Origin of the sequence: Sphingomonas sp. NFX23 (genome assembly GCF_049887795.1) — a bacterium.
GTDB lineage: Bacteria > Pseudomonadota > Alphaproteobacteria > Sphingomonadales > Sphingomonadaceae > Sphingomonas.
In genome coordinates this window covers 622,819-647,017 of record NZ_JAGEKH010000004.1, presented here as the reverse complement: position 1 = coordinate 647,017, position 24,199 = coordinate 622,819, and the positions used below count along the sequence as shown (strand labels likewise).

At 63.6% G+C, this 24,199-nt stretch carries 21 protein-coding genes and 1 tRNA gene; 13 read left to right on the top strand and 9 right to left on the bottom strand.

What is annotated here, in order from left to right:
- Positions 1 to 159: 159 nt before the first annotated feature.
- The 3 genes from J4O76_RS13750 to J4O76_RS13740 all read left to right on the top strand — a co-directional run bounded on the left by J4O76_RS13750 (position 160) and on the right by J4O76_RS13740 (position 2,550).
- Positions 160 to 236: transfer RNA gene (locus J4O76_RS13750), tRNA-Met, on the top strand.
- Between the two features lie 300 nt (positions 237 to 536).
- A complete protein-coding gene (locus J4O76_RS13745) occupies positions 537 to 1,532 on the top strand; it encodes a GGDEF domain-containing protein (protein WP_426282426.1) in 996 nt (331 codons plus the stop codon).
- A gap of 445 nt (positions 1,533 to 1,977) precedes the next feature.
- A complete protein-coding gene (locus J4O76_RS13740; protein ID WP_426282425.1) occupies positions 1,978 to 2,550 on the top strand; it encodes a response regulator transcription factor in 573 nt (190 codons plus the stop codon).
- Here the strand turns inward: J4O76_RS13740 and J4O76_RS13735 are convergent.
- The 5 genes from J4O76_RS13735 to J4O76_RS13715 form a co-directional block, all read right to left on the bottom strand.
- Positions 2,528 to 3,436, bottom strand: coding sequence for a hypothetical protein (locus J4O76_RS13735; protein WP_426282424.1), 909 nt, complete (start codon positions 3,434 to 3,436; stop codon positions 2,528 to 2,530). The genes J4O76_RS13740 and J4O76_RS13735 overlap by 23 nt on opposite strands.
- A complete protein-coding gene (locus J4O76_RS13730) occupies positions 3,405 to 5,750 on the bottom strand; it encodes a fimbria/pilus outer membrane usher protein (RefSeq protein ID WP_426282423.1) in 2,346 nt (781 codons plus the stop codon). Before J4O76_RS13730 ends, J4O76_RS13735 begins: the two co-directional genes overlap by 32 nt.
- Before the next feature lie 271 nt (positions 5,751 to 6,021).
- On the bottom strand, positions 6,022 to 6,777 hold the full coding sequence (locus tag J4O76_RS13725; RefSeq protein ID WP_426282422.1) for a fimbria/pilus periplasmic chaperone: 756 nt from the start codon (positions 6,775 to 6,777) through the stop codon (positions 6,022 to 6,024).
- Between the two features lie 65 nt (positions 6,778 to 6,842).
- The gene (locus J4O76_RS13720; RefSeq protein ID WP_426282421.1) at positions 6,843 to 7,307 is read right to left on the bottom strand and encodes a hypothetical protein; all 465 of its coding nucleotides are present in this window, start codon (positions 7,305 to 7,307) and stop codon (positions 6,843 to 6,845) included.
- A gap of 76 nt (positions 7,308 to 7,383) precedes the next feature.
- The gene (locus tag J4O76_RS13715; protein ID WP_426282420.1) at positions 7,384 to 8,046 is read right to left on the bottom strand and encodes a helix-turn-helix transcriptional regulator; all 663 of its coding nucleotides are present in this window, start codon (positions 8,044 to 8,046) and stop codon (positions 7,384 to 7,386) included.
- Positions 8,047 to 8,339: 293 nt separating this feature from the next.
- On the opposite strand from J4O76_RS13715, the gene J4O76_RS13710 reads away from it, so the two are divergent.
- The 3 genes from J4O76_RS13710 to J4O76_RS13700 all read left to right on the top strand — a co-directional run bounded on the left by J4O76_RS13710 (position 8,340) and on the right by J4O76_RS13700 (position 12,275).
- On the top strand, positions 8,340 to 10,868 hold the full coding sequence (locus J4O76_RS13710; protein ID WP_426282419.1) for an HWE histidine kinase domain-containing protein: 2,529 nt from the start codon (positions 8,340 to 8,342) through the stop codon (positions 10,866 to 10,868).
- A gap of 41 nt (positions 10,869 to 10,909) precedes the next feature.
- The gene (locus J4O76_RS13705; protein WP_426282418.1) at positions 10,910 to 11,083 is read left to right on the top strand and encodes a hypothetical protein; all 174 of its coding nucleotides are present in this window, start codon (positions 10,910 to 10,912) and stop codon (positions 11,081 to 11,083) included.
- Positions 11,084 to 11,147: 64 nt separating this feature from the next.
- Positions 11,148 to 12,275 carry a PrpF domain-containing protein gene (locus tag J4O76_RS13700; RefSeq protein ID WP_426282417.1) on the top strand — a complete coding sequence of 376 codons (1,128 nt, stop codon included), beginning with the start codon at positions 11,148 to 11,150 and terminating at the stop codon, positions 12,273 to 12,275.
- Between the two features lie 210 nt (positions 12,276 to 12,485).
- Here J4O76_RS13700 and J4O76_RS13695 read toward each other — a convergent pair whose 3' ends face one another.
- On the bottom strand, positions 12,486 to 12,722 hold the full coding sequence (locus J4O76_RS13695) for a LysR substrate-binding domain-containing protein (RefSeq protein WP_426282416.1): 237 nt from the start codon (positions 12,720 to 12,722) through the stop codon (positions 12,486 to 12,488).
- Positions 12,719 to 13,414, bottom strand: a complete 696-nt coding sequence (locus tag J4O76_RS13690; RefSeq protein WP_426282415.1) for a LysR family transcriptional regulator — start codon at positions 13,412 to 13,414, stop codon at positions 12,719 to 12,721. The genes J4O76_RS13695 and J4O76_RS13690 overlap by 4 nt, the downstream gene beginning before the upstream one ends.
- Positions 13,415 to 13,508: 94 nt before the next feature.
- Here J4O76_RS13690 and paoA point away from each other — a divergent pair, with 94 nt between their 5' ends.
- The 6 genes from paoA to J4O76_RS13660 all read left to right on the top strand — a co-directional run bounded on the left by paoA (position 13,509) and on the right by J4O76_RS13660 (position 19,741).
- Positions 13,509 to 14,141: an aldehyde dehydrogenase iron-sulfur subunit PaoA gene (gene paoA / locus J4O76_RS13685; protein ID WP_426282414.1), complete on the top strand. Its 633-nt coding sequence runs from the start codon at positions 13,509 to 13,511 to the stop codon at positions 14,139 to 14,141.
- Positions 14,138 to 15,088: an FAD binding domain-containing protein gene (locus J4O76_RS13680; RefSeq protein ID WP_426282413.1), complete on the top strand. Its 951-nt coding sequence runs from the start codon at positions 14,138 to 14,140 to the stop codon at positions 15,086 to 15,088. The genes paoA and J4O76_RS13680 overlap by 4 nt, the downstream gene beginning before the upstream one ends.
- Positions 15,085 to 17,295 (top strand): aldehyde oxidoreductase molybdenum-binding subunit PaoC, encoded by a 2,211-nt coding sequence (gene paoC / locus J4O76_RS13675; RefSeq protein ID WP_426282412.1) that lies wholly within the window; start codon positions 15,085 to 15,087, stop codon positions 17,293 to 17,295. The genes J4O76_RS13680 and paoC overlap by 4 nt, the downstream gene beginning before the upstream one ends.
- 107 nt (positions 17,296 to 17,402) lie before the next feature.
- The gene (locus J4O76_RS13670) at positions 17,403 to 17,813 is read left to right on the top strand and encodes a (R)-mandelonitrile lyase (protein WP_426282411.1); all 411 of its coding nucleotides are present in this window, start codon (positions 17,403 to 17,405) and stop codon (positions 17,811 to 17,813) included.
- 40 nt (positions 17,814 to 17,853) lie between these two features.
- A complete protein-coding gene (locus J4O76_RS13665) occupies positions 17,854 to 18,609 on the top strand; it encodes an SDR family NAD(P)-dependent oxidoreductase (protein ID WP_426282410.1) in 756 nt (251 codons plus the stop codon).
- A gap of 349 nt (positions 18,610 to 18,958) precedes the next feature.
- Positions 18,959 to 19,741 (top strand): retropepsin-like aspartic protease family protein, encoded by a 783-nt coding sequence (locus J4O76_RS13660; protein ID WP_426282409.1) that lies wholly within the window; start codon positions 18,959 to 18,961, stop codon positions 19,739 to 19,741.
- A gap of 157 nt (positions 19,742 to 19,898) precedes the next feature.
- Here the strand turns inward: J4O76_RS13660 and J4O76_RS13655 are convergent, their stop codons facing one another.
- Both J4O76_RS13655 and J4O76_RS13650 read right to left on the bottom strand, forming a co-directional pair.
- Positions 19,899 to 21,155, bottom strand: a complete 1,257-nt coding sequence (locus J4O76_RS13655; RefSeq protein WP_426282408.1) for an aminotransferase class V-fold PLP-dependent enzyme — start codon at positions 21,153 to 21,155, stop codon at positions 19,899 to 19,901.
- On the bottom strand, positions 21,155 to 23,533 hold the full coding sequence (locus J4O76_RS13650) for a TonB-dependent receptor plug domain-containing protein (protein ID WP_426282407.1): 2,379 nt from the start codon (positions 23,531 to 23,533) through the stop codon (positions 21,155 to 21,157). The genes J4O76_RS13655 and J4O76_RS13650 overlap by 1 nt, the downstream gene beginning before the upstream one ends.
- Before the next feature lie 293 nt (positions 23,534 to 23,826).
- Here J4O76_RS13650 and J4O76_RS13645 point away from each other — a divergent pair, with 293 nt between their 5' ends.
- On the top strand, positions 23,827 to 24,156 hold the full coding sequence (locus tag J4O76_RS13645) for a DMT family transporter (RefSeq protein WP_426282406.1): 330 nt from the start codon (positions 23,827 to 23,829) through the stop codon (positions 24,154 to 24,156).
- The last annotated feature ends 43 nt before the right edge of the window (positions 24,157 to 24,199 follow it).

Here is a 24,199-nt window from a genome sequence, read left to right as displayed (position 1 = left end):
GAACTCGGCCGTGAAACCCGACTGCGCCAATGGTACTATCGCTCAAGCGATGGAAGAGTAGGTCGTCGCCAGGCATTGAAGCCCGTGCAACATGCAAACACGCACCATATCCAAAACCCATTCACAACGTCCCATACCCCCTTCGCATCAGCGAAGTGTCGCGGGGTGGAGCAGCCCGGTAGCTCGTCAGGCTCATAACCTGAAGGTCACAGGTTCAAATCCTGTCCCCGCAACCAACTCCTACAAAAAACGACATGCCGCCCTCACGAGCGGTGTAGTCGTTCGCGGCAAACGCCAACAATCCGACATCCTCGCCACCAGTTCAGCCTTCGGGCCATACTCCTCGTACGGATAGATCATTAAACTGGTTTGACGGCGAAACGTGCGGTGAGGCTCCGCCTTAAGAAGTCCGATGTAACAGGATTTCTGCGATGCCCATTCGGGAACCGTTGATCGCACTGATGAAGACGAACGCGCCATGCAGTCCTCACCTGTTCAATCCTAGGGGCTGAGGCATTTTTCGTAACACAAGCTTCATGTTTGATCGTTACGGCAACAAAATGAAACTACCTTCGTCGCCTCGAGCGATGCCGCCAGTTCAGCGCTGGCATGATCGTCTGGACGCTCTGATCGCTTGGTCGACCGCGCTTTCGGTCGCTCAGGCACGCACCGTGACTGCTGCAGCCGTCGTAGTCGCAGGACTTGCTGATTTTGCGACCGGAGATGCCTTATGGTTCGGCCCGATCTACCTGCTGATCATCTGCGTGCCCGCGTGGACCCTGGGCTGGCGCGAGGCTGCGCTGACCAGCGCCACGTGTGTGGCGGTATCGCTCGCCGCGAACGGGCTGGAGGCTTATCCCCTTGGTCGCACGGCGATCGCCTGGAACATGGCCATGCGGATTTTGGCGGTGACGATCATCATCGTTTTGATGTCCGGCACGCGCCGCTCGCACGATCGCGAATGGAACCGCGCGCGGAGTGATCCCTTGACCGGGCTCGTCAACGAGCAGGCCTTTTACGACAATGCCACGGCGGCCGCGAAGGGTCAGCTCTGGGGGATACTCGCCTATGTCGACCTCGACGGTTTCAAGCAAATCAACGACCGCCTTGGCCACGCCGCAGGGGACGAAGCGCTACAGGCCTTCGCCAGCGGGGTGCGCGACTTGATCCGATCGGACGACGTGTTCGCCCGCATCGGGGGCGACGAATTTCTGTTGTTTCTGCCGGTCGACAGCGAAGCCGAAGGCTATGAGCTTGCCACCACGCTGCATCTGCGGATGAACTGCTTGCAGACGACGTTCGCGCTGGGCTGTAGCATCGGCGCCCTGGTGTTGGACCTGAGCGAAACCGCGATCCACAAGGACCATGTCGGCCTCGCCGACCGGCTGATGTACGAAGCCAAGAACGAAGGAGGCGCCATCTGGATTCGCACTGCCAGTGTGCCGGAAGATGGCGGCTGGACGGGCCCGGGAGCGCCTCTCGACCACCGAGAGGTCTTCGGCGTCCTCCCTGCTCCCAGCGCCCTGCACTGAGGTGGCGGAAGTGGACGCGTGGATGACCGCAACTGGGCATGACCGGACGCCGTAGGGCACTTACCGATAGGCTACGGATTGCGCTTCCGGCGATGACCCGTTCCGATTTTGCCCGTTGTCACGCGTCCGACCGCGGCAATCATGAATGCTAAAAGCCCGTAATTATTTACAACGCCTTTACCATATGCGCGAATATACGAAACTGACCCGCAATTCGTTATGATCGCTCGCATATGAAGCGCATGATTAGCGGACGTGAATGCCACCTCCAAGAAGTAGCAGCACGCAACCGGGAGAATGCAGGGTGGATTCGAGCAATCGACGCCGCGTACAGTGTATCTATATCGTTGGCGAGAAAACCGGCCAGACGTTCAAGGAGATATCCAGGTTTGTTCTAGGCAATGCGAATTACACTATCACCAGCATTCCCGATTTCGACGAATTTGTGGGCGACATCGAAAATATCGAGCCGGGGTGCGTCGTCGTGAAGGCGAGCGCGGTGCAACTCGCGCAACTCGCCCTTGCGCGGGTAGAGAGTGCTCGATCGCCACCGTTGTCGTTGATCCTGCTGGGGGACACCCTCGACGTGGCGACCGTGATCGAGGCGATGAAGGTGGCATCGATCCAGTTTCTCGCGCGTCCCTTCGATGCATCGCATCTGCTCGCTGCGTTGGCGGAAGGGTTCGATAGCCTGGATCGGGAGTTGCAGACCACGACCGCGGATCGCGCGGGCGTCGATCAGTTGGCGTCGCTGACACCGCGCGAGCGCAACGTGTTCGAAGGGTTGATCGATGGTCTGTCCAACAAGGAGATCGCGAAGCGGTTGGCGATCAGCCACCGGACGGTCGAGGTGTACCGCGCCAATCTGGCAGTGAAGCTGCATTCCAAGAAACCGACCGACTGGGTACGGCTCAAGTTGGGGCTTTCGCCGGGAACGGCAAATCGGCGGCGCGACGACACGTCGGCGGAGGAACCGGCCGTCGACACCCCGGAGATCAGGGCGACACGTCGATCGTGATCGTGTCGCTGTAACGCCCTGACGGCATGCCTGCCACCTCGCCGACGGTGACGCGGAGTTCGAGCGCGACGCCGTCGATCGTCAACGGCGGGGCGATCGTGCGCGACGACGGCCCCGACAGGTCGACGGGTGTTCCGTCGATCGCAAGGCCATAGGGGATACGGGCTTGGCCTGAGTCGCTGCCGACCAGATGACCCGTGTTTGCCGATACGACGAGCAGATGCGCGACGGTGTTTGCCCGAACCTGAAGCATCGCGGTGCGCTGTTCCCCGGTGGTAAGCGTGCCGAGATCGATCGCCTGCGCCGAGGTTCCGCTGGCAAAACCACTGCTCGTACCCGCGAAGTTTGCCTGCGCGCGGGCGATGCTGCGCAAGAGGAGCGTCGACCGCGCGGAGAAACCATCGGCAGCATCGGGCGTCCGGAGCATCGCCTGGACGATCCGGGAATATTCGCCGGCTGCGATCACCGAATCCTGGTCGACCAGCAGCCTCCAGACGATCGTGACGCGGGGCCGCGCCGTCGTCAGGCGGACGGTCGACAGGTCGGGGGAAAGCCCGGCTACCACGCCGTCGCCGGGCTGCACCTCGATCCGATATACGAGCGGCCGCGTCGCGTCGCCGAACCGGATCGTGCGCAACGGTGCCGACGCATCGTCGACCAGTGCGACGGTCGCCTCGCAATCCGTACCCTCGACCAGATCGACGGTCGTTCGCAGTGATCCCTCGCCGGGGGTCATGCCGAACGGGTCGTAGGCGATGGGGCTCGCGACCAGCGTGCCGATCCGGACATCGCACGCGAACGCGGCAACGGGCATCGCCAACCCCAGCACGATCGCGGCACCGGGAAGCCAGCGGCTAAGGGCGGACTGCATGAAGCGTACCGACATCGACTATTCCCTTCGAGAGTTCTGAGACGGCGAACTCGACCGTGGCTACGGTTTCGATCGTCACGCGGTAGCGGCCGGGCGAGAGATGGTCGGCTGCGAACCGGCCTGCGTCGTTGGTGAAGATCGGCCGTTTGCCGAACGACTGGTCGCCGATCTTCTCGATGACGCCGGAGTAGCTCGACACCGGCCCGCTGGCGGTGACGATGAACCCCATCGCGATCCGCGACGCCGCCGATCCGACCGCGACCCGGTAGCCCGACGCGGAGCCCGGAAAGGCGAGCAATTGCCCGTCGCCCAGATCATAGCCGGCGGGCAGCGGGTCGACGTCGTAGATATCGAGGATCGGGCTGAAGACCCGGTTGAGCGGCACCAGTGGCGCGCCAAGCCAATCCTGTCGGCCGACCACGTAACCCGCCTCGTCCTTGATCGTGACGGCCGCGCCGTCGAGCGTGGCGTGTCGATCGAAGATCGCGAAATTGCCGACGCCGGGGCGACCGATCGAGACCTTGCCGTCGGCAAAACCGAGAAAGGTCGAGGCCCGCAGCCGCGTCTCGCGCGCGCCGATGCCGGTCGGCGAGCGGGAATATTGAAGGTCCTGCTCGATCGACGCGATGAACCGGTTGCCGAAATAGCGCGCATCGCCGGATACGCCCGCACGCTCGTCACTGCGACCGAGCTGGATCCGGCCTGACAGGTCGCCGACCTGGTCGATCGGACTCCGGCTGGCCTCGATCACCCCGGTATTCTGGCGGGTGTCGACTCGGGCTGCGATCGTATCGCGTCGCCCGGTGCGCATCGACAGGCCGAGCAGGCCTTGCGGATGCCAGCCGCCCGGCAGGTTACGCTCGACGCCGAGGGTGGCCGTCCAGACGAAGCGCCCGCGCGTGAGATAGCCGTTCAGGTCGAGGCCTTGCCGTCCGGTGTTGCTGCGCGTGCTGCCGTAGCTTGCGATCGCGGCGAGACCGTAGTTGCCGCGTCGCCAGTCGGCCCGGGCATCGACGTGCCAGCGCTCGTCGTTGATCCGTCCGTCGCGATCGAAGGGCGAGGAGAAGTCCTTGCTGTAGCGGCTCGACAGGACCGTGAAATTCCAGGTGTCTCCGTCGAGCGTCAGCGTCTGGAGCCAGTCTATGCTGAACGCGGTCCCCTGCTTTCCGTCGAACCGGCTGGTGCTGGCCTGGGCACGGAACAGCCCGATCGGCGTGCCGACCACGCCTTCCCCGCTGACCTGCCAGTTACCGTCCGCATATTGCCCGCCCGTGCCGAGCGTGAAGCGGTTGGCGAAGCCGTGCCGGATATAGCCGGTCGCGGTCATCGGACCGCCATAGCGTCGCTCGCCATTCTCCTGTTGTCCGAGCGCGGCGCCGAAATCGGTGAGTCCGCCCGCCAGCATCGCGGTCGCGGTGAAGAAGGCTGCCGATGCCACCTCGTGACGGCCAAGATCGTCCTCGACGATCAGCCGGACGTCGTTCGCGCCGAACTGCGACGACAGATCGGTCAGCTGATAGCGGCCCGGATCGAGGCGCAGGCGGCGCGTCTCGACGCCGTTGGTCTCGACGATGATCGTCGATGGCCGGTCGAGCGTCACGCCGCCGCGCCCCGAGGGACGGATATTCTCGAACGGCCGGATCCCCTGATAGTCGCGCGCAACCGCAATGCCGAGGATCGTGTTGCTGCCCTGGAAGCCCGTGATGCGCGGCGTCAGCTCTCCTGCTGCGTAGCGGATAGCCGAGTCGAAATCGTCATAGGTCAGCCGCGTCACTGCTCGATCGAACCCGTAATGCCCGCCGTCATGCTCGGCGAGGACACCGCCCGACCGGAGGGTGACGCCGGGAAACGCGCCGAACGTGACGAACCCGTCCGCCGTCACGCGCAACGGCGACCGTCCGCGGTCGGGCCCGCTGTCGATGAATCCCTGATCGATCGCCAATCCGACACCACCCGCAAGCCGTGCCTGCTGCATGTATCGCGACGGATCGGGACGAACGTCGCCGCGCATGCTGAGCGACTGGAGCGCGAGTGCGCTCGCCGGCACGGTAACGGCGACCTCGAGCGTCGCCGGATCATAGCCGACATGGATCGGCGGGACGTCGAGCGCGTCGAAGCGTGCCCGGAGAGCCGATCCGACTTTCGCCTTCAGCTTGGCGAACAGCGTGGCGTCGATGCTGGGACCAAGCAGCGCCAACAGGCGGATGGCGTCGATATCGCCGTTGCCCGCCGTATCGACGCGAACGCCGATCTCACCAATCAGGCGCCCGTTCACGAGTAACGGCGCGTCGAGGTCGACGAGGCCGCGCGGAACCAACGGCGGTGTCACCAGGGGGGGTGTCGTTGGAGGCGATATTGCCGAGGGCGGCGGTATCGCAGGCTGGACATCCTGGGGGACAGCGGGGGGAACGCGCCCGTTCCCCTGCCGCGCCTCACCGGCGCCAGCGACGGCATCGTCGGCCGCGATCAACGCGGCGACGTCCAGCGTCGCGAACGGGAAAACGGCTGCACCTGCGGCCGAGCCGCAGGACAGTGCACAGAGGCTGACCGCCGATCGCCTTAAGTACCGTTGGGCACGCCAAGGAGACCGTCGTGCGCGGTCATAGCCCGCGGCCACCTCGTTCCTCCGGAAGAGCGCCGATGATAAGCTGGGCGGGTCCCTTGATCGTATCGACGAGGGACATTTCACGCGACGCGCCAGGCATCACGAAGACGGCGTCGCCGTAGCGGATCTGGTCGAGCGCGAGCGGTTCGACCTTGTCACCGCGTTTCAACTGCCAACTATAGAGCGTCAGGTCCGCGACACCGGCGCCGCTGTTGGTCATTCGTCCGTGCAGCGCGCCGTCCTTTCCGAGCACGAGATCGCCGGTCATCGCCAGCGCGGGCTTCAGCGAGTCCGGCTGGACGATCGCGGTGGTGTTGAAATTGAGCGACATCGCCAGGTGGCTCTGCATCGCCGCCGCTGCGTCCTGCTTGACCATCTCGGTGGAATTGGTCTGCTTCACGCGGAGGACGAAGACCTTGCCCCTGTCCATCTCTGGCTTACCGACATAGCGTACCTGCATCAGCTGCGACTTGTCGCCGGCGATGCTGGCTTGCGGCGGGAAGATCAGGAAATCACTGGGTGCCGGGGTGAAGGCCCGCTTGCCGGCTTCGTCGACCGTAACCGAGAACGGCTGGAGCTCGACGTTGAGGACTTCGGCTCGGGTATTGGTCACCGTGATCCGGGCCGTCGATCGCGCGCCGCTGGGCGTCAGCGTGTAGATCATCGGCTGTACGCTGTAGGCGAAGGCGAGCGTCGAGGTTAGGGCCGTAAGGGCGAGGCTGGCGATGACGCGGCGCGATGTTCTCAGCACGATGTTTCCCCCCGGAAAAAAAAGGAGGTGGACGCCACCGGATTGCAGCGTCCACCCCAGTAGTATCAGCCGACCGTCACATCCCAGCTCTCGCTATACGTGCCAGCGAGGAAAGGCAGCGACTGCAGCGTGACCGAGAAATTGCCCGGCAGGCCGTTGGCGACGGTCGCATCCGGTGCGCCGATACCCGACGTAATCGCCGCGCTGGTCATGTTGACGTTGTTGAACGGCAGAAGGTTGCCGTCGAGATCGAGCGTCAGGTTGTAGTGAACCTGCGACGCGGATGGGCCTGCAAAATAGCCGTTCGAAGCATCGACGGTGATCGCCTTGTTGCCGGCCTTGTTGCAGGTGACCAGCACGCCAGCGATGTTCTGCAGCGTCTGGTGCGAAGGATCGAACGAACGTGCGGTCATGTCGACCTTGCAGACCGGTGCGATCGTGCCCGACGTGGTCAACGTAGCAGCGCTGGCAACACCGGCAAATGCGGTGGAAGCAACGATGGCGATGGAGAGAACCTTAAATCCGTTCATGATGAATTCCCGTGCTATTGATCGACTGGATCGCCGATGGTCTTTGTCTACACACTAGCCTTCGTTCACAAATCGTTCAGTTGAATAGGTCTGATTGACTATCGCTATGGTGTAGTTTGCGTTGAACATGCACCGAAAGCGACAAGGCTATTCTTTGTGCCTGGGGTGCCCCGCTGACATTCATCTTTGCATAGATCGACCGCAGATGGGCGCGCACCGTGTTCACGGAGATGTTGAGCGTCCGCGATATCTCCTTCGGGCAGACCGCGTCGGCCACGCCCTGGAACACCGGCAGTTCGGAGGGCGTCAGGCCGAACATCGCGCCGGCTATGCTTGCGTCGATCAGCGCGCGCGAACTGATATCGTCCAGCGTGACCAGCAACACCCAGGTTCCATCGACGATGGTCTTGAGAATTGTCACCGCGACCCAGCGCGATACGCCGAAAGGCAGGATCAACGCCGCCACCGCCTCGTCGCGCGACAGCGCGAGCGCCGCCTGCTGCTGAAACAATCGATTGGATGCAGGTTCGGCAAAGCGCAGGCGGTGGCCGACATGCGGGGCGACCATGCCGACATCGAGCAATCGCTGTCCTGCCTGGTTCGTTCTCTGCAACCGCAGCGCATCGTCGAGCACCAGCCGGGCCTGCGCATCGAGTTCGAACCAGGCCACGCTCCAACGCTGTGCAAGTGCGCTCGGGCTGGGCCGCGATAGCATATCCATTCTGTCGATGACGCTCATAGGACCCCTTGGAATGTGCCGCTGTCAGAGTTGCAGATATTCCGTGCTTCGATCTCGGGATGAATGCGTCTTGTCGATCGCCCACCCTCTCCTACCTTTACATCCAACCAATCTAACCGAAGTTAAAGTACGTACGGCAACTTAGGTAATGCCCCTTACGTACTAGTCCTTAGTCGATCTTGATGTTGGATCGCCGAACGAGGTGTCGGATGATGGCGCAACGGATTCTTGAACATTGCCTGCTCGACCCAGCAATACTTCAAATAAATCCGAGGGATGGGGATAATTGCGAGATGCACGCGGATTGCGAGCGCGAACCGATCACGTTTCCCGAACGCATCCAGAGTTTCGGCTTTCTGCTTGCGGTAACCAACAACTGGGTAATCGAGAGGGCATCGGCGAACCTGTCCCAGTTTCTCGGGATGGAGGCCCAGTCCGCCATCGGGATGCTTCTCGATCGCGTGATCCCGCAGCCGGCGATGCATCACTTGCGATACCGCGTTGCGATGCCCGGCGCCGGCCGGGGGATCGACCGGATTTTCGGCTTGCGCTTGAGGCCGGGGGGAGATCTTTACGATCTGGCCTTTCACCTGAGCGGCAATCTGCTCATCATCGAAGGCGAGCCCTGCGGGAGCGACCAGCCGAGCAGTGCGGCGACCCTGGTGCGTTCGATGATGGGGCAAGTTCAGTCGCAGGCTACGGTCAATTCACTCTACATCGACGCCGCGCGCCAAGTCCGCGCGATCACCGGCTTCGACCGCGCGCTCATCTATAGGATCGACGACGACGGTACCGGGCAGGTGATCGCCGAGTCCGCAAAGGCCGATGTCGATCCGCTGCTGGGGCTGCACTTCCCCGCGACCGACATCCCCAGCCAGGCGCAAAGCCTGTATCTCCGCAACCCTTTCCGGATCATCGCGAACGTCGCCGCGGCACCCGTTGCACTGGTCTCGTCGGGCTCGGGCCGGACTGCGCCGCCGCCGCCCCTCGACCTGACGCTGGCAGTCACCCGCGCGGTATCGCCGGTCCATATCGAGTATCTGCGGAACATGGGCGTCGCGGCGTCCTTGTCGATCTCGATCATCATAGACAACACGCTCTGGGGCTTGTTCGCCTGCCACCATTTCACGCCGCGGCTGCCGAGTTTCGTCATGCGCAGCGCCGCCGAACTCTTCGGCGCGATGTTCTCGCTGACGCTGGAGAACCGGCTGCATGCCAGCGCCGCCGTGGACGATACGCGCAACCGTATCGCCATCGAAGAGATTGCCAGCGCGGCATCGGCAGACCCGACGCGGCTGGCCGATCCGGTGTGGTTGAGCACGACGATCGCGAAGGTCATAGACTGCGACGGCATTGCGCTGACGAACAACGGCGCGCTCACCACTGCCGGGACAGTGCCCGACAAGGCTGCGATCATGACGCTGGTGGAAAGCCTCCACAGGGCGGATATCGACCGCGTCTGCGCGACGGACTGTCTCGTCCATTCTGAGCGAGCGGCGGGCGTGCTCGCCATTCCCATCGCCCGGTCGCCTCGCGACTATTTATTGCTGTTCCGGCAGGCGGGCGCCCAAGAGAAGCGCTGGGGTGGCGATCCCGATCCTGTCGTCGTCGTCGTCGACATAGGCGAACCACCCACGGCAGCGAGCTTGCCGCATCCCAGAACCAGTTTCAGTCCGTTCGTACGTGGCAACCTCGGTCAGTCTTCGTCGTTCACCGATAGCGATTGCCGTGCCGCGGAGATGATCCGCACGGCATTCGATCGCATCCTTCTGAAGCTGCTGGTGACCAAGACCAATCACGCCGAGCAAGGATCCGCGCGACAGGACATGGTGATTGCCGAGCTCAACCACCGGGTCCGCAACATCCTGACGCTGATCCGCGGCTTGATCGGCCAGACCGCGATCGACGGTATCGGCACCGAGGATTACGTCGCGGCGCTTGGCGGCCGTGTCCAGGCCTTGGCGCGCGCGCACGATCACGCGACGCGGGGCGATGGCGTCTCCGGCACGCTGATCGCGTTGCTGGACGACGAGATCGCCGCGTTCGTACCGACCCGGCGCGATCGGTTTCAGATGTTCGGGCCCGCCGTTCGGTTCGACGCGCAGGCGCTCGCGACATTGGCACTCGTCATCCACGAGCTCGTCACGAACAGCGTCAAGCACGGCGCGTTCTCGACCAGCGGGACGGTCGAGCTCCACATCACGAACGATACCGACGGCGTGCGCATGGCGTGGCGCGAGCGCCAGGGTCCGACGCCTTCCGAGCCAAGGGAGCGAGGGTTCGGTTCGGTCATCATCGAACGCATGATCCCGTTCGACCTGCAAGGTCTCGCGCGCACCCGCTACCCACCCGCAGGGTTCGAAGCCGACTTTTTCGTGCCCGCGGCGCATGTCGTGGCGGAGCCCGAAATGCTGGTAGCGATTCCTATCGGAACGGCATCGTCCAACGCACCGTCGGAACGTCCCCTGGCCGGACTATCCGTGCTCCTGCTCGAGGATAACATGATCGTCGCGCTCGAGGCGGAGGACCTGCTTCATCAATTGGGTGCCGCGAAGGTGGAGATCGCGGCCGACCTGATCGGCGCCGAGAAAGCGATCGATCGCGGTGGCGTCGACATCGTCATGCTCGATATCGGCATAGGCGACCTCAACAGCGCACCGCTGGCACGCCGCCTCTCCAGCGTGTCGATCGCCTTCTTCTTCGCCAGCGGCTACGACGAACGCCCCGGCCTGGCGTCCGAATTCGCCGACATACCGATCGTCGGAAAGCCGTACAGCCTTACCAATTTGCGGATGGCGGCCACCCAATCCCTGATGAGATAGATCCCATTTCCATTGCCAAGCTCCGACAGGCACTGATCTCGGTGACGCCAGCGTTGCAGGAACGCGAACTCGCCACGATCGCAGCCCTGTCCGATGCTATTGCCGCAGCGCTTGAAGATTGCGCCGTTCCACCGCTACACGCGGCGCTGGCTGAACAGGTCGGCATGACGGCGATCGCTCATGCGCAGATTGAGTGGCTCAACGACAAAGCATAGGGTTTGGCGAGCGGTTCGCGATGGCGCGGCGAGCCCCGCGAGAACTGCTGTAGCGGAGACCCGAATGAGGATGGAAGTACGCGCGACGTTCATGCGTGGCGGCACCAGCAAGGGGCTGTTCTTCGATCCCGCGGATCTGCCCGCCGACCCTCTGACTCGAGACAAGCTGTTGCTTCGCGCTATCGGCAGTCCCGATCCTTATGGTCAGCAGATCGATGGTATGGGCGGCGGAAGCTCGAGTACGAGCAAGGCTGCGCTCGTCAGCAGGAGCGCCCGCCCCGGGTACGACCTGGACTATTACTCGGCTGCGCTACCCATCGATGCCGCTTTCGTGGACTGGAGCGGCAATTGCGGTAACCTCGCAGCGGCGGTGGCCCCGTTCGCGTTCCATCGCGGCATGTTGGAGGTGCCCCGCGACGGCATCGCTCCCATCCGGATCTGGCAGGTCAATACGGCAAGGCTGATCGTGGCACACGTTCCGTTCTGCGGAGGTCAGGTACAGGAGCATGGCGACTTCATTCTAGACGGCGTTGCATTCCCCGCGGCCGAAATTCGACTGGACTTCGAAAGCGGACCAGATGGCCCCGATCTCTTTCCGACTGGGTCTCCGACCAGTGTCATCGAGTGGTCGGGCGGGGTACCCTTCGAAGCAACGTTGATAGATGCCGGAAGCCCGACGATCTTGGTCCACGCGAACGCTCTGGGGCTGACTGGCGTGGAGACCGCAGCGGAGGTGAACGCCAATCCAGAACTGCTTGCTAAAGCCGACCAGATGCGGGCCCATGCCGCGGTTCGCCTGGGCTTTGCCGCGACACCTGAGGAGGTTACCGCGCGGTATCGGCAGAGCCCCAAGCTCGCGTACGTCAATCGCCCTCGGGATTATGTCACGGCCAGCGGAACGCGTGTGGACGACGCCTCGATCGACTTGGTGGCGCGTACATTCTCCATGGGCAAGCTTCACCACGCCATGACGGGGACAGGGACGGTGGCAATCGCAGCCGCGGCGGCGGTTCCAAATACCATTGTGAGCACGATCACCGGCGTTCGCAGCATGGTGCGCATAGGCCACGCCTCCGGATCTGTTCCGGTTGGGGCCGAGTCCGAAAACGAAGACGGCTGGCGGATAAGACGTACCTCGTTCAGCAGATCCGCTCGCATATTGATGGACGGTACAGTGTTCATTCCTGTCTAGGCACCGGGCCTTGAGGGGCAATCGACGAGCCATGAAACCGATATTGCATGAGTGGGCCTCCGAAATTGCCCAACACAACTACGAACGTCTAAAATTGAAGGCAATGGAGGCATTAGAACGGCGACCTATGGGTTCGTTGGACACAAACTGAGTTAAAGAGTCGGCGTTCCGACGCGCGTTTTGAGCTCGATCCTTATAACCAGGTATCCGTCAGCCAAGCGGTTTCAGCTTAGCCGCTATGGTAAGCAATGCGCGCAAACCCGCGGGCACTTGTCGCCGTCCGGAGTAATAGAGGTAGAAGCCTGGCCCCATCGTCGCCCAGTCGGTCAGCACGAGGCGGAGACGGCCATCGGCGACATACTCGGCAAACAGGGCCTCAAGACCAAATGTCAGACCCGCACCATGCAGTGCCATCGCCAATGTTGAGCGACTATCGTCCGCAGTCATGGCACTTTTGATGGGCACGTCGAAGTCGCCGTCCGGCCCCTCGAACTCCAGCGGTAGATACTGTCGTCGCCGAGCCGAACGCCCAGGCAGCGGTGATGCTTCAGTTCGTTCGGGTGCGTTGGCGTGCCATGCTCCTCCAGATAGCCGGGGGATGCGGCAACCACCCACCTGAGGTCGGCTGAAAGACGCTGGGCGATCATGTCTTCGGGCACGGTGCCGCCATAGCGCACGCCTGCATCGAACCCTTCGCCGACGACATCGACGATACGGTTGCTGGAGACGAGATCTATTTCGATATCGGGGTGACGGCGAGCCAGTTCGGCGAGCACGGGGCCCAGGACCAACGTTACCGCATCGACCACGGCATTGATGCGGATCTTACCGCCAGGATTGGCACGAAGCTGATCCAGGTTTTCTAGCGCGGAGCCGATGTCGGCAAATGACCCGGAGACCGACTGCTCGAGCGTCTTGCCGGCCGACGTCAACGTCACGGACCGGTTGGTCCGGTTGATCAGTCGGACGCCGGCGCGGGCTTCGAAATTCTTCAGTGCATGGCTGACCGCGGAGGCGGACACGCCAAGCTCGAGACCGGCCCGACGGAAATTCCGGTGCCGCGCGATCGCCAGGAAATAGGCGAGGTCGGTGAGGTTGGTGCGGGTGACGAGCATCTTGCGATGTTGAAGCAGATTCATCGTTGCATCAACCACCGTGGCGGTAACCGTCTCCGTACAAAAGCGTTTAATAGGCCTGATCGGCGCCCCTTGGCGCGCCCAAGGAGGATCGCCGATGGCCAGCGAGAGTTTTCAATTGTCACGACGGGAGATGCTGATGAGCACCGCTACTACGGCAGCAGCATCCGCTACCGTGAGTGAAACGGCCGAAGCCGCGCCGCCGGCGCAAGCCCTACCGACGTACAAGGTTGTTCTGACCGTAAACGGCAAGGCCCGCGCGTTGACCCTCGATCCGCGTACGACCCTGCTCGATGCGCTGCGCGAACAGCTACATCTCACCGGCACCAAGAAGGGCTGTGACCACGGGCAGTGTGGAGCGTGCACGGTCATCGTCAACGGTGAGCGTATTAACGCCTGTCTCAGCCTCGCCGTCCAGCATGAGGGCGATGCCGTAACAACGATCGAAGGGCTCGGCACACCCGAGCGCCTACATCCGATGCAAGCCGCTTTCGTAAAGCATGACGGATACCAGTGCGGTTACTGCACGCCGGGGCAGATCTGTTCCGCGGTCTCGGTGTTGGAGGAAATCAGGCGGGGCATTCCTAGCTATGCGCAGGCCGATCTTATGGCGGCCCCGCAGCCTACCGGCGCCGAAATGCGGGAGCGGATGAGCGGCAACATCTGCCGCTGCGGTGCCTATTCCAACATCGCTGAGGCGATGGCCGATGTCGCAGGAGCACGCGCGTGAAGAGCTTTACCTACGAGCGGGCAACGACGTCTGCAGACGCGGCTCGGATCGTTGCGCGCAATCCTGGCGCGCGATTCCTGGCCGGCGGTACCAACCTGCTCGATCTGATGAAGCTCGAGGTCGAGACGCCGACCCATCTGGTCGACGTGCAGGACCTTAAGCTCGACCGGATCGAACCGACCGACGCCGGCGGGCTGCGGATCGGTGCGTTCGTCAGCAACACCGCGCTGGCGAGCGACGAGCGGGTACGGCGCGACTATGGCGTCCTCAGCCGCGCTATCGTTGCCGGCGCCTCGGGCCAGCTTCGGAACAAGGCGACGACCGCGGGCAATCTGCTCCAGCGGACGCGGTGCCCGTATTTCTACGACACCAACCAGCCCTGCAACAAGCGCAAGCCCGGCTCGGGGTGCGCTGCGATCGGTGGCTATTCGCGCCAGCTCGCCGTCATCGGATCGAGCGACGCGTGCATCGCAACCTATCCAGGCGACATGGCGGTTGCGATGCGCGTGCTCGATGCCACGGTCGAGACGGTGAAGGCTGATGGCAAGACGCGATCCATCCCGATCGGCAGCTTCCATACGCTGCCAGGCAAGACGCCCGAGCGCGATAATGTGCTCGATCACGGCGAACTCATCACTGCGGTCACGTTGCCGCGTCCGGTCGGTGGTACGCAGGTCTACCGCAAGGTGCGCGACCGCGCGTCCTATGCGTTCGCACTCGTTTCGGTCGCTGCCATCGTCCAGCGCGACGGCAGCGGACGCGCAGCGTTCGGTGGTGTCGCCCATCGGCCTTGGCGCGTGGAGACCGCGGAGGCAGAGATGCCCCGCGGCGCGGTCGAGATGGCGAAAGCGGTCTTTGCCGACGCCCGGCCGACTGACAAAAACGCATTCAAGATCCCACTCGCGACGAGCACCCTCGCGGCGGTGATCGCAGAGGTAAAGCCATGATCTTCGATACACCCGCAGGCGCCAACCCGACCGACCGGATGAAGGTGCTCGGCAAGCCACTCGATCGCTACGAAGGGCATCTGAAGACCACCGGCACCGCGAGCTATGCTTATGAATGGCAGGATGTCGCGCCCGGATTTGCGTACGGCTACATCCTGGGCGCCGCGATCGCCAAGGGCCGGATCACTTCGATCGACACGCGTGATGCCGAACGTGCGCCCGGCGTGGTCGGGGTGGTCACGTACCTCAACGCCGGCAAGCCCGGGGTCGGCAAGTTCTACGTCCAGAAGATGCTCGCCGCGCCGGAGGTCGACCATTATCATCAGCCGGTCGCGGTCGTCGTCGCGGAGACCTTCGAACAGGCTCGTGCGGCAGCGGCGCTGGTGCGGGTCGACTATCAGCGGACGGCGGGGCGGTTCGACCTGCACGCGCAGAACGGCAGCGCCCCGGTTCCACCGGAAGGCGAGTTTGGCGGCCCCAACGAGAAGCAGGTCGGCGACTTCGCCAAGGCGTTCGCGGCGGCACCGGTCAAGGTCGACGAGACCTATACCGTGCCCGACCAGGCCCATGCGATGATGGAGCCACACGCATCGATCGCAAAGTGGGACGGCGACCGCGTGACGTGCTGGACGTCGATCCAGCAGATGAACTGGGGAACGCGCGACCTCGGACTGATCTTGGGTATCCCCAAGCAGAACGTCCACCTGATCTCGCCCTACATCGGTGGCGGCTTCGGCGGGAAGGGGACCGTGCAGATCGATCTGGCGCTGGCGGCGATCGCGGCGCGCGTGGTCAAGCGGCCGGTGAAGATCGCGCTGCAACGTCCGATCATGTTCAACACCACGATCCACCGGCCAAAGACGATTCAGCGCGTGCAGTTGGGGGCGGGCCGTGACGGGCGGCTGACGGCCATCGGTCATGACAGCCTGTCGGGTAACCTCGCCGGTGGGCGTACCGAACCGACCGTGACCTCGACGCGGACGCTGTATGCGGGCGCGAACCGGCTGACCCGGATGCGGCTTGCCACGCTCGACCTTGCCGAAGGCAACGCGATGCGGGCGCCGGGCGAAGCACCTGGCCTGATGGCACTGGAGGTCGCGATGGACGAGCTGGCGGAAAAGCTAAAGATGGATCCGATCGAGCTTCGCGTCGTGAACGACACGCAGGTCGACCCCGAAAATCCCAGCAAGCCTTTTTCGACCCGTGCCTTTGTCCGTTGCCTGCGGGAGGGCGCCGAACGCTTCGGCTGGGACAAGCGCCGGAGCAAGCCCGGTACCGTCCGCGACGGCCAGTGGCTGATCGGCATGGGGATGGCAGGAGCGATCCGAGGCGGCAAGATCGCCAAGGCTGGCGCGCGGGCCCGGCTCGATCGGCACGGCACGGTGACGATCGAGACCGACATGACGGATATCGGCACCGGCAGTTACACCGTCGTCCAGCAGACCGCGGCCGAGATGATGGGCGTCGCGCCCGACCGCATTGTGGTGAAGCTCGGCGACTCCACCTTCCCGGAAACGCCTGGATCGGGCGGGCAGCAGGGCGCGCCTTCCGTAACGGCGGGCGTCTACGCGGCGTGTTTGAAGCTGCGCGAGACCGTCGCCCAGCGGCTCGGCTTCAACACCGCCGACGTCGACTTTGCCGATGGCCAGGTGCGCAGCGGCAACCGTTCGGCGAAGCTTGCCGACGCGGCAAAAGACGGCGACCTCGTGGTCGAGGACCTGATGGAGTTCGCCAAGCTCGCGGATCAGTTCCAGCAGCAGACCTTCGGGGCGCATTTCGTCGAGGTTGCGGTCGACGCCTATACCGGCGAGGTTCGGGTGCGGCGCATGCTCGCGGTCTGCGCCGCAGGACGCATCCTCAACGCCAAGACCGCACGCAGCCAGGTGATCGGCGGCATGGTGATGGGCGTCGGTGCGGCGCTGATGGAGGAGATGGCGATCGACAAACGCTTCGGCTTCTTCGTGAACCACGATCTCGCCGGCTACGAGGTGCCGGTGCACGCCGATATCCCGCATCTCGACGCCTTCTTCATCGACGAGGTCGATCCGACGATCTCGCCGGTAAAGGCCAAGGGCGTTGGCGAGCTGGGCCTGACCGGGGTCGCTCCTGCGGTCGCCAACGCGATCTACAACGCGACCGGCGTGCGCGTGCGCGAATATCCGATCACGCTCGAAAAGCACCTCGACGCGCTGCCGGCGCTGACGTGATCGCCCGACCAACACCGACAGGCGCGGCATCCCTGCTGCAGTTCGGCATCATGCTCGCGCTGATGTTGCCCGTCAGCTCTGTTCAAGCACAAAGAGGAAGTTTCGACATGACCATCGCACGCAAGACAGAAATGAAGACCGTCGACGGACCGGAGGACTATTTCACCGGCAAAGTCACGATCACCGGCCAGTTCCAGCGCGACGAACCGTCTCGCGTCTCAGGTGCCATCGTCCACTTCGAGCCCGGCGCTCGGACCGCGTGGCATACCCACCCCGCCGGCCAGACGCTGATCGTGACCGAGGGCGTCGGATGGACGCAGATCGCGGATGGCCCGAAGCTGGAATTCAACGCTGGCGACATCCTGTGGTGCCCCGCCGAGCACAAGCACTGGCATGGCGCGACGCCGCATCAAGGCATGACCCATGTCGCCATCCAGGAGTCGGTCGATGGCTCGCCTGTGACCTGGATGGAGAAGGTGACGGACGACGAATATCTCGCGCCGCTCGGGACCGAGTGATCGACCGCCGTCCGCACAACTGAAACCGGGAAGTCCTCTTATGTCCAACGCTCATCGTTTTTCCGACAAGGTCGCATTCGTCACCGGCGCGGCCAGCGGCATCGGCCGCGCTACGGCTGTTGCGTTCGCAACCGAGGGCGCCCGTGTCGCGATCCTCGATCTTACCGAAGATGCGCTTGCCGAAACTGCGGATGCCGTCAGGGCCGCGGGCGCACAGGTGTTGGTCATCGCTTGCGACGTGTCCAAGCCGGAGCAGGTCGAGGCGGCGATCCGTCAGGTCGTCGAGACCTTCGGGCGGCTCGACATCGCCTTCAACAATGCCGGCGTCGAGAACAAGGCCGCGCCAGTCGCCGAGATCGCGCTCGACGAGTGGGACCGCATCCTCGACATCAACCTTCGTGGCACGTTCGTGTGCATGAAGCACGAACTGGCACAGATGGTCCGGCAAGGTAGCGGCGTGATCGTCAACACGTCGTCGGGCGCCGGCGTCCGGGGTGTGGCGGGCGGTGCATCCTATGCGGCCTCCAAGCACGCCATCATCGGCCTGACGAAATCTGCAGCGCTCGACTATGCCAAGCAGAATATCCGCGTGAACGCGATCCTGCCGGGCAACATCGAGACGCCGATGATGGATCGCTTTACCAACGGCGACATCCAGAAAGCCATCGATCTCGAGCCGGTCGGTCGTCTGGGTAAGCCCGAGGAAATCGCCGACGCTGTTCTCTGGATGAGCGCAGACCTAGGCGGATTTGTTACCGGTGCCGCCATCTCCGTGGATGGCGGCTGGTCGCTGTAACTACGCGATCATCCATTCAGTCGCCGCCTTACAGGGGCGACTGAATGGAGCAGGGTCGCGAATGGAAATTGGACGAACGGATGAAGGGGAAGGGCGCGGACAAGGCTCCGAGTATCCGTCTATAGATCGACTCGTCGCCGATCCCGATCGACGACACGCATCTCGTTGCGCCTGACCGAGTGCTGCTGCAGGGCCGGCGGAGCCGAGCAACGTCGCCGACCGCCCCGTGCAGCGAAACGAGCCGCATCACGCCCCCGCCGCGCACGCTAACCGTATGTAAACGAACACGCGCTACAATCTCGCTGATCCTCAGGGACGAATGTCCCTGGAAGAGAAAACGAGGGAGGCGATGGCCACCAGAGCAACTGTCCACGCCGCGGCAATCGCGCTCGCGCTCACCGCGACACCCGCCGCCGCTCAGGTCCGCGTCGAGATCGGGGGACAGATCCAGGATGTCCCCGCAAACACCGTGCGCACCGTTACCACGGTCAACGGACGTACGCGCGTTGTCGATGCGGCATGGCAGGGGGGCGTGGGGACGCCTGGCATGGCGACGATCACCACCACCGAGACCACGGACGAGGACGGCGACGGTCACGTGCTGTCGCGTACCGTCGTCACCTGCATCGAGCCACAGCGCACGACGGTCGCCGTCGTGGCGTATGCACCGCCACCCGTACCGCACATCGAGATCGATCCGGCCGACCTCGACGATCCGGTCACCCTTGGGACGCCACGCGTCCTGCGGATCAATCGCGATCCCTGGGGCGGGCACTTCGTCGCGTCTATGATTATTAACGGCGTGCCCATCCGTGCCATCATCGACACCGGTGCCGCCTACAGCGTCCTTTCGGCCGAAGACGCGCGCGAGACCGGTGCCGACCGTGCGGTGCAGCGCGAGGAGGTGGCGGTCGGCATTGGCGGTTACACCCGGGTCGGCGTCGCGCGCGTCGCGTCGGTCGAGATCGGCGGGCAGAGCCTCGGCCGTATGACGATGCGTATCGGCCAACCCGGCATCCCCTATACGCTGCTTGGACAGCCCGAGATCGCGCGGTTGGGACGCGTCACGATCGAGGACGGCGTGATGACGATCACCCCTCGCGGGATGCCGACGCAGGTCGCCATGCGCTAGTCCGGGCGAGGAGAAGGCAAGTTTGCAATGCACTGACCACCTATCGCCTGTTTCGAGACGTGTCGGTCAAGACCGGGATGATAGACCAGGTCTCGCTGATCAGCGCGGTAGAAGCAATGGCGATAAAGTCGCCTGTTCAGCGCTCACCATTAGGGTGCTAAACCGGTAGCCGTACGAGAGCCGCTGCCAGCGCATCCATGTCTGCCATCGTGTTGAACAGGGCAGGTGTGACTCGCACGCAGGATCCTGTTGCAGGACCATCACGGTGAACGGTGAAGATACCGAACCGATCTAGCAAGGTCTTCGCGATCGCCACGTTATCCGCCGAACTCGTCTTTCCAACGACGCGGAAGGCGGTGATGCCGCCATGGAGCATGGGGTCTTCGGGGGTCAGTACCTCGATTCCAGGGATCACGCGGGCCTGCGCGACCCATCGATTGCGAAGCGCAGCGAGGCGGTCGGCGCGGCGCTTGCTGCCGATCTTCTCCTGAAACGCAAGCGCGACGGGCACCGTCAGCGGCGCGGCGAAATCTACCGTGCCGGTATGGATACGCGCGTTTATGGTGTCACGGTCGGTCGCAGGATTGGCGGGATCGCGGTCGATCGCCGACAGCGCAGACCGTCGGATATGGATCGCGCCGACACCAAGGGGCGCTCCCAGCCATTTGTGGCAATTGATCCCGACATAGTCGCAGTCGAGATCGCCTAGTGTCATGTCGAGCTGGCACCAGCTATGGGCCGCGTCGACGATCGTGGCGATTCCGCGCGCACGGGCCATCGCCGCGATCTCGCGCGCCGGCAGGACCAGCCCGGTACGGTGGCTCAGATGGGTCAGCAGGATCAGCTTCAGCCGCGGATTGGCCTCCATCGCGGCGGCATAGGCGTCGATCAGCGACTGGCGCGTAGCCGGTTGGGGAAGCGCGATCTTCACGATCGACACGCCACGTCGTGACTTCAGGCTGTCCATGCACGCCTGCATGCTGTCGTAATCGAGATCCGCGTAGAGCACGGCGTCGCCAGGCGTCAGCGCGGTGTATCCCAGGATCAGCGCCTTCAGCGCCTCGGTCGCGTTGCGCGTGAAAGCGACCTCGTCCGCCGGGACTCGTAGCGTGGCGGCCAGCGCATCGCGTGCCGCCATCCAGTCCTTCACCATGCCGCGCCGGGTGTAATAGCTCGTGTCGCGGTTGACCCGTTCGAGATTGCTTTCATAGGCTTGAAGGACGGGGCGCGCCATCATGCCCCAATTGCCGTTTTCGAGATGGATCACCGCGCGCGTCGGGTCGTATTGCGCCGCCACCTCTTTCCAGAATGCCGTGTCGTCGGTCGCCGACGGGGATATAGCCGCCCCCGCCGGAGCCGCCGTCATGGCGGCGGCTCCGGTCAAGAACAGCCGGCGATCGATCGGCGTCGTCATCAGAAGCTCATTCCCACCCGTACGTAATATTGGCCGCCATCGGTATCGTATGGCGCATTGCGCGAATAGATCAGGCCGCGGACAGCTTGGTTGGTGGCTTCGGCGGGATAGGTGTTGGCGACGTTCTCAGCACCGACCCGCAGCGTGAAATGATCGTCGAACTTGTAGGCGGCCGATACGTCGAACAACGCGATCGAGCCGAAGCGCTGGAACAGTTCGCCCGTCGCGTTACCGGTGACGTCGGTCCAGGCGCCGTAATACCGTGCCCGTGCGAGCAGCGCGACCGGGCCGATATCGTAGCCTAGCGTTGCGGTTCCATTATGCTTGGGCAGCCGCTCCTCGAAGATCCGTCGCTGGGTTTCGTTGGGGATTGCGGCACTCGTGCCGCTGCGCACTTTCGTCTGGTTGTAATTGTAGGCCAGGCTCAAATTTGCACGGCCCGGACCGACGCGGTGGCCATAGCCGATTACCGCATCGATGCCGCGCGTACGGGTATCGAAGTCGTTCGTGAAGTAGCTGACCGCGGTAAAACGCTGCGGATTGGCGAAGCTGGCTGGGACCGCGAAAGTACGGGACTGGCTGAACCGGTTGTTGACGTCGATCTGGTAGATATCGACGCTCGCGGTCAGGCCGAAGCGGCTCTGGAAGGTCAGCCCGGCGGTCGCGGTCTTCGATGTTTCCGGCGTCAGGGGGGCCGCCCCCAGTGCCACGGCAAGCGGATCGGTTGGTGAAAGCCGGCCTTGGTTGAACACTTGTAGCGTGGTGGTGTCGAGCCCCTGGGTGGTCTGCGACGTGTTCAGCTGGGCAGGCGTGGGCGCGCGGAACCCAGTCGAATACGTGCCGCGTGCGGCAATGCCCTTGATCGGCTCGAAACGAGCTGAAAGCTTGTAGTTAAAGGTGTCGCCGAATTCCGAAAAGTCTTCGTACCGGCCTGCCGCACCGAGCGTCACCATATCGATCGGCTGCCATTCGAGATCGAGATAGCCGGCGTAGCTGGTCTGGTCGAACGTGCCGGCGAGGCTAGGACTGAAACCGGGAAAGCCGTTGGAATTGGGCGCGAGGCCGGTCGCAGCGCCGGCCCCGATGGCGTAGGATGCCGGATCGCCCGCCGACACCTGATAAGTTTCGCGACGGCGTTCGGCGCCGAACGCGACGTTGACCGGCGCCGCGGTGCCGACTGGCAGGCGATAGACGAAATCGGCGTTCAGGTTGAATTCGCGCTGTTCGAGGCGGCCGAGATAGAAGCTGGTCGGGCTAGCAGGTCCGAGCGATGCGTTGAGACTTTCGTTGAGCGTATAATCGATCCGGCTGCGCCCGAAGGCGGCACTCAGATCATAGCTGAACCGGTCGCTCAGATCGCCGCGCAGACCGGTATCGCCCTGATAGTCGCTATAGGTCGTGCCGAAACGCGGCGAGAAACCGACCGGATATATGCTCTTGAACGAGAAGCCGGGAAAAGCCGAACTCGCGCCATAGACGCTGCTGGTGCCCGCGGGGTTGCGCCAGTTGAAGTCGGTCACGCCTTCGCCACTTTGCGCGGTGCCGAAGACGTAGAATTTGGCGGCATCGCTAAAGGCATAGTTCGCGTCGAGCGCGCCGCGAATACGCTCCTCGTCGGGCTGGCCCCAGCGTTGCACTGGATTGGGCACGACCAAGGTTGGATTCGCCGCCTGGAACGCAATCGCGTCGGGTCGCTGGCGTGTGCGTGAGGTCGCTTCGCTGTGGTCGTATTCGCCGGTGACGACGATCGTGCCGCGGTCGCCGAGAGCGATGCCGCCCCGAGCGCCGGTCTGATACTCCTTGCCGTCGCCCTTATAATATTGGGAGAACTGGCCGAACGCATCCATCCCGGCGGTGTCGTCGAGGATGATGTTGACCACCCCGGCGATCGCGTCTGAGCCATATTGCGCGGACGCGCCGTCGCGCAGCACCTCGATCCGCTTGATCGCGAGCGATGGGATGCCCGCCAGATCGGGCGCTTGCGCGCCCCGCGTGCCGAGCAGGGCTGAACGGTGATATCGCTTGCCGTTGATCAGCACGAGCGTCTGATCCGCGGACAGACCGCGTAGGGTGGCGGGGCGTACGAAGGCTTGGCCGTCTGCTGCGGGCAGACGCTGGACATTGAACGAGGGCAGGAGCTGCGCCAGCGTATCGGAGAGATCGCCCGAAACGCTCGAGCGTACCGCCTCGCTGGACAGGACGTCGACGGGGGCGAGCGTATCGAACTGCGTGCGCGATCGGTCGCGCGTGCCGGTGACGACGATCTGGTTTTCGTCGTTCGGCTGGGCCGCGTTCGCGGGAAGGTCCTGTGCGGTCTGAGCGAGTGCAGGCGTGCCGGCAAGCAGCGCGACGAGCGCACTGCTGGTGATGAATTTCATGATGCCCCTAGAGGTTGCCGGTTTGGTTCCACCGGTTCGAGGGGCAGCTAGCCCGTGCGTTTTTCGTGGTGATGACGGAACAGCGGCACTTCGATGACACTGCGCCGGAGCGAGGCACGGATGATTTGAGATAAATGGAGGGCTGAAGGTGGGGGGCGGGGAGGGTGCACGAACGTCCGGTTCCGGGTCTGCTGACTTCGCGCTGCCGGGCGACGCCCCTCAATGACAGGGCCCCCGCCCCGGGGCAGCGAGCGTCGCAAATTGGTCGCATTTCGTGTGCTAGCGGGTCGTGCATGAACTATCTCATGCTCGCAATCGCGATCGTCTCCGAGGTTTGTGCTACGACTGCAATGAAGCAGTCGCATGGTTTCACCCGCATGCCTTGGACCGTCGTTACAGTCGTCGGCTACGGTATCGCCTTCTACTTCCTCTCACTGACCCTCCGTACGATCCCGACGGGCGTTGCATACGCTATTTGGTCGGGCGTCGGCATTGTTCTTATCTCGACGGCTGCATGGGCATTCCAGGGTCAAAAGCTCGATACCGCTGCTATCATTGGCATGGGCCTGATCGTCGCCGGTGTCGTTGTCATGAACGTGTTTTCGAACGCGTCGGGCCACTGAAACGGGCTGCAGCTTTCCGCTCGTTTTCAGCCCTGCCGCCAGT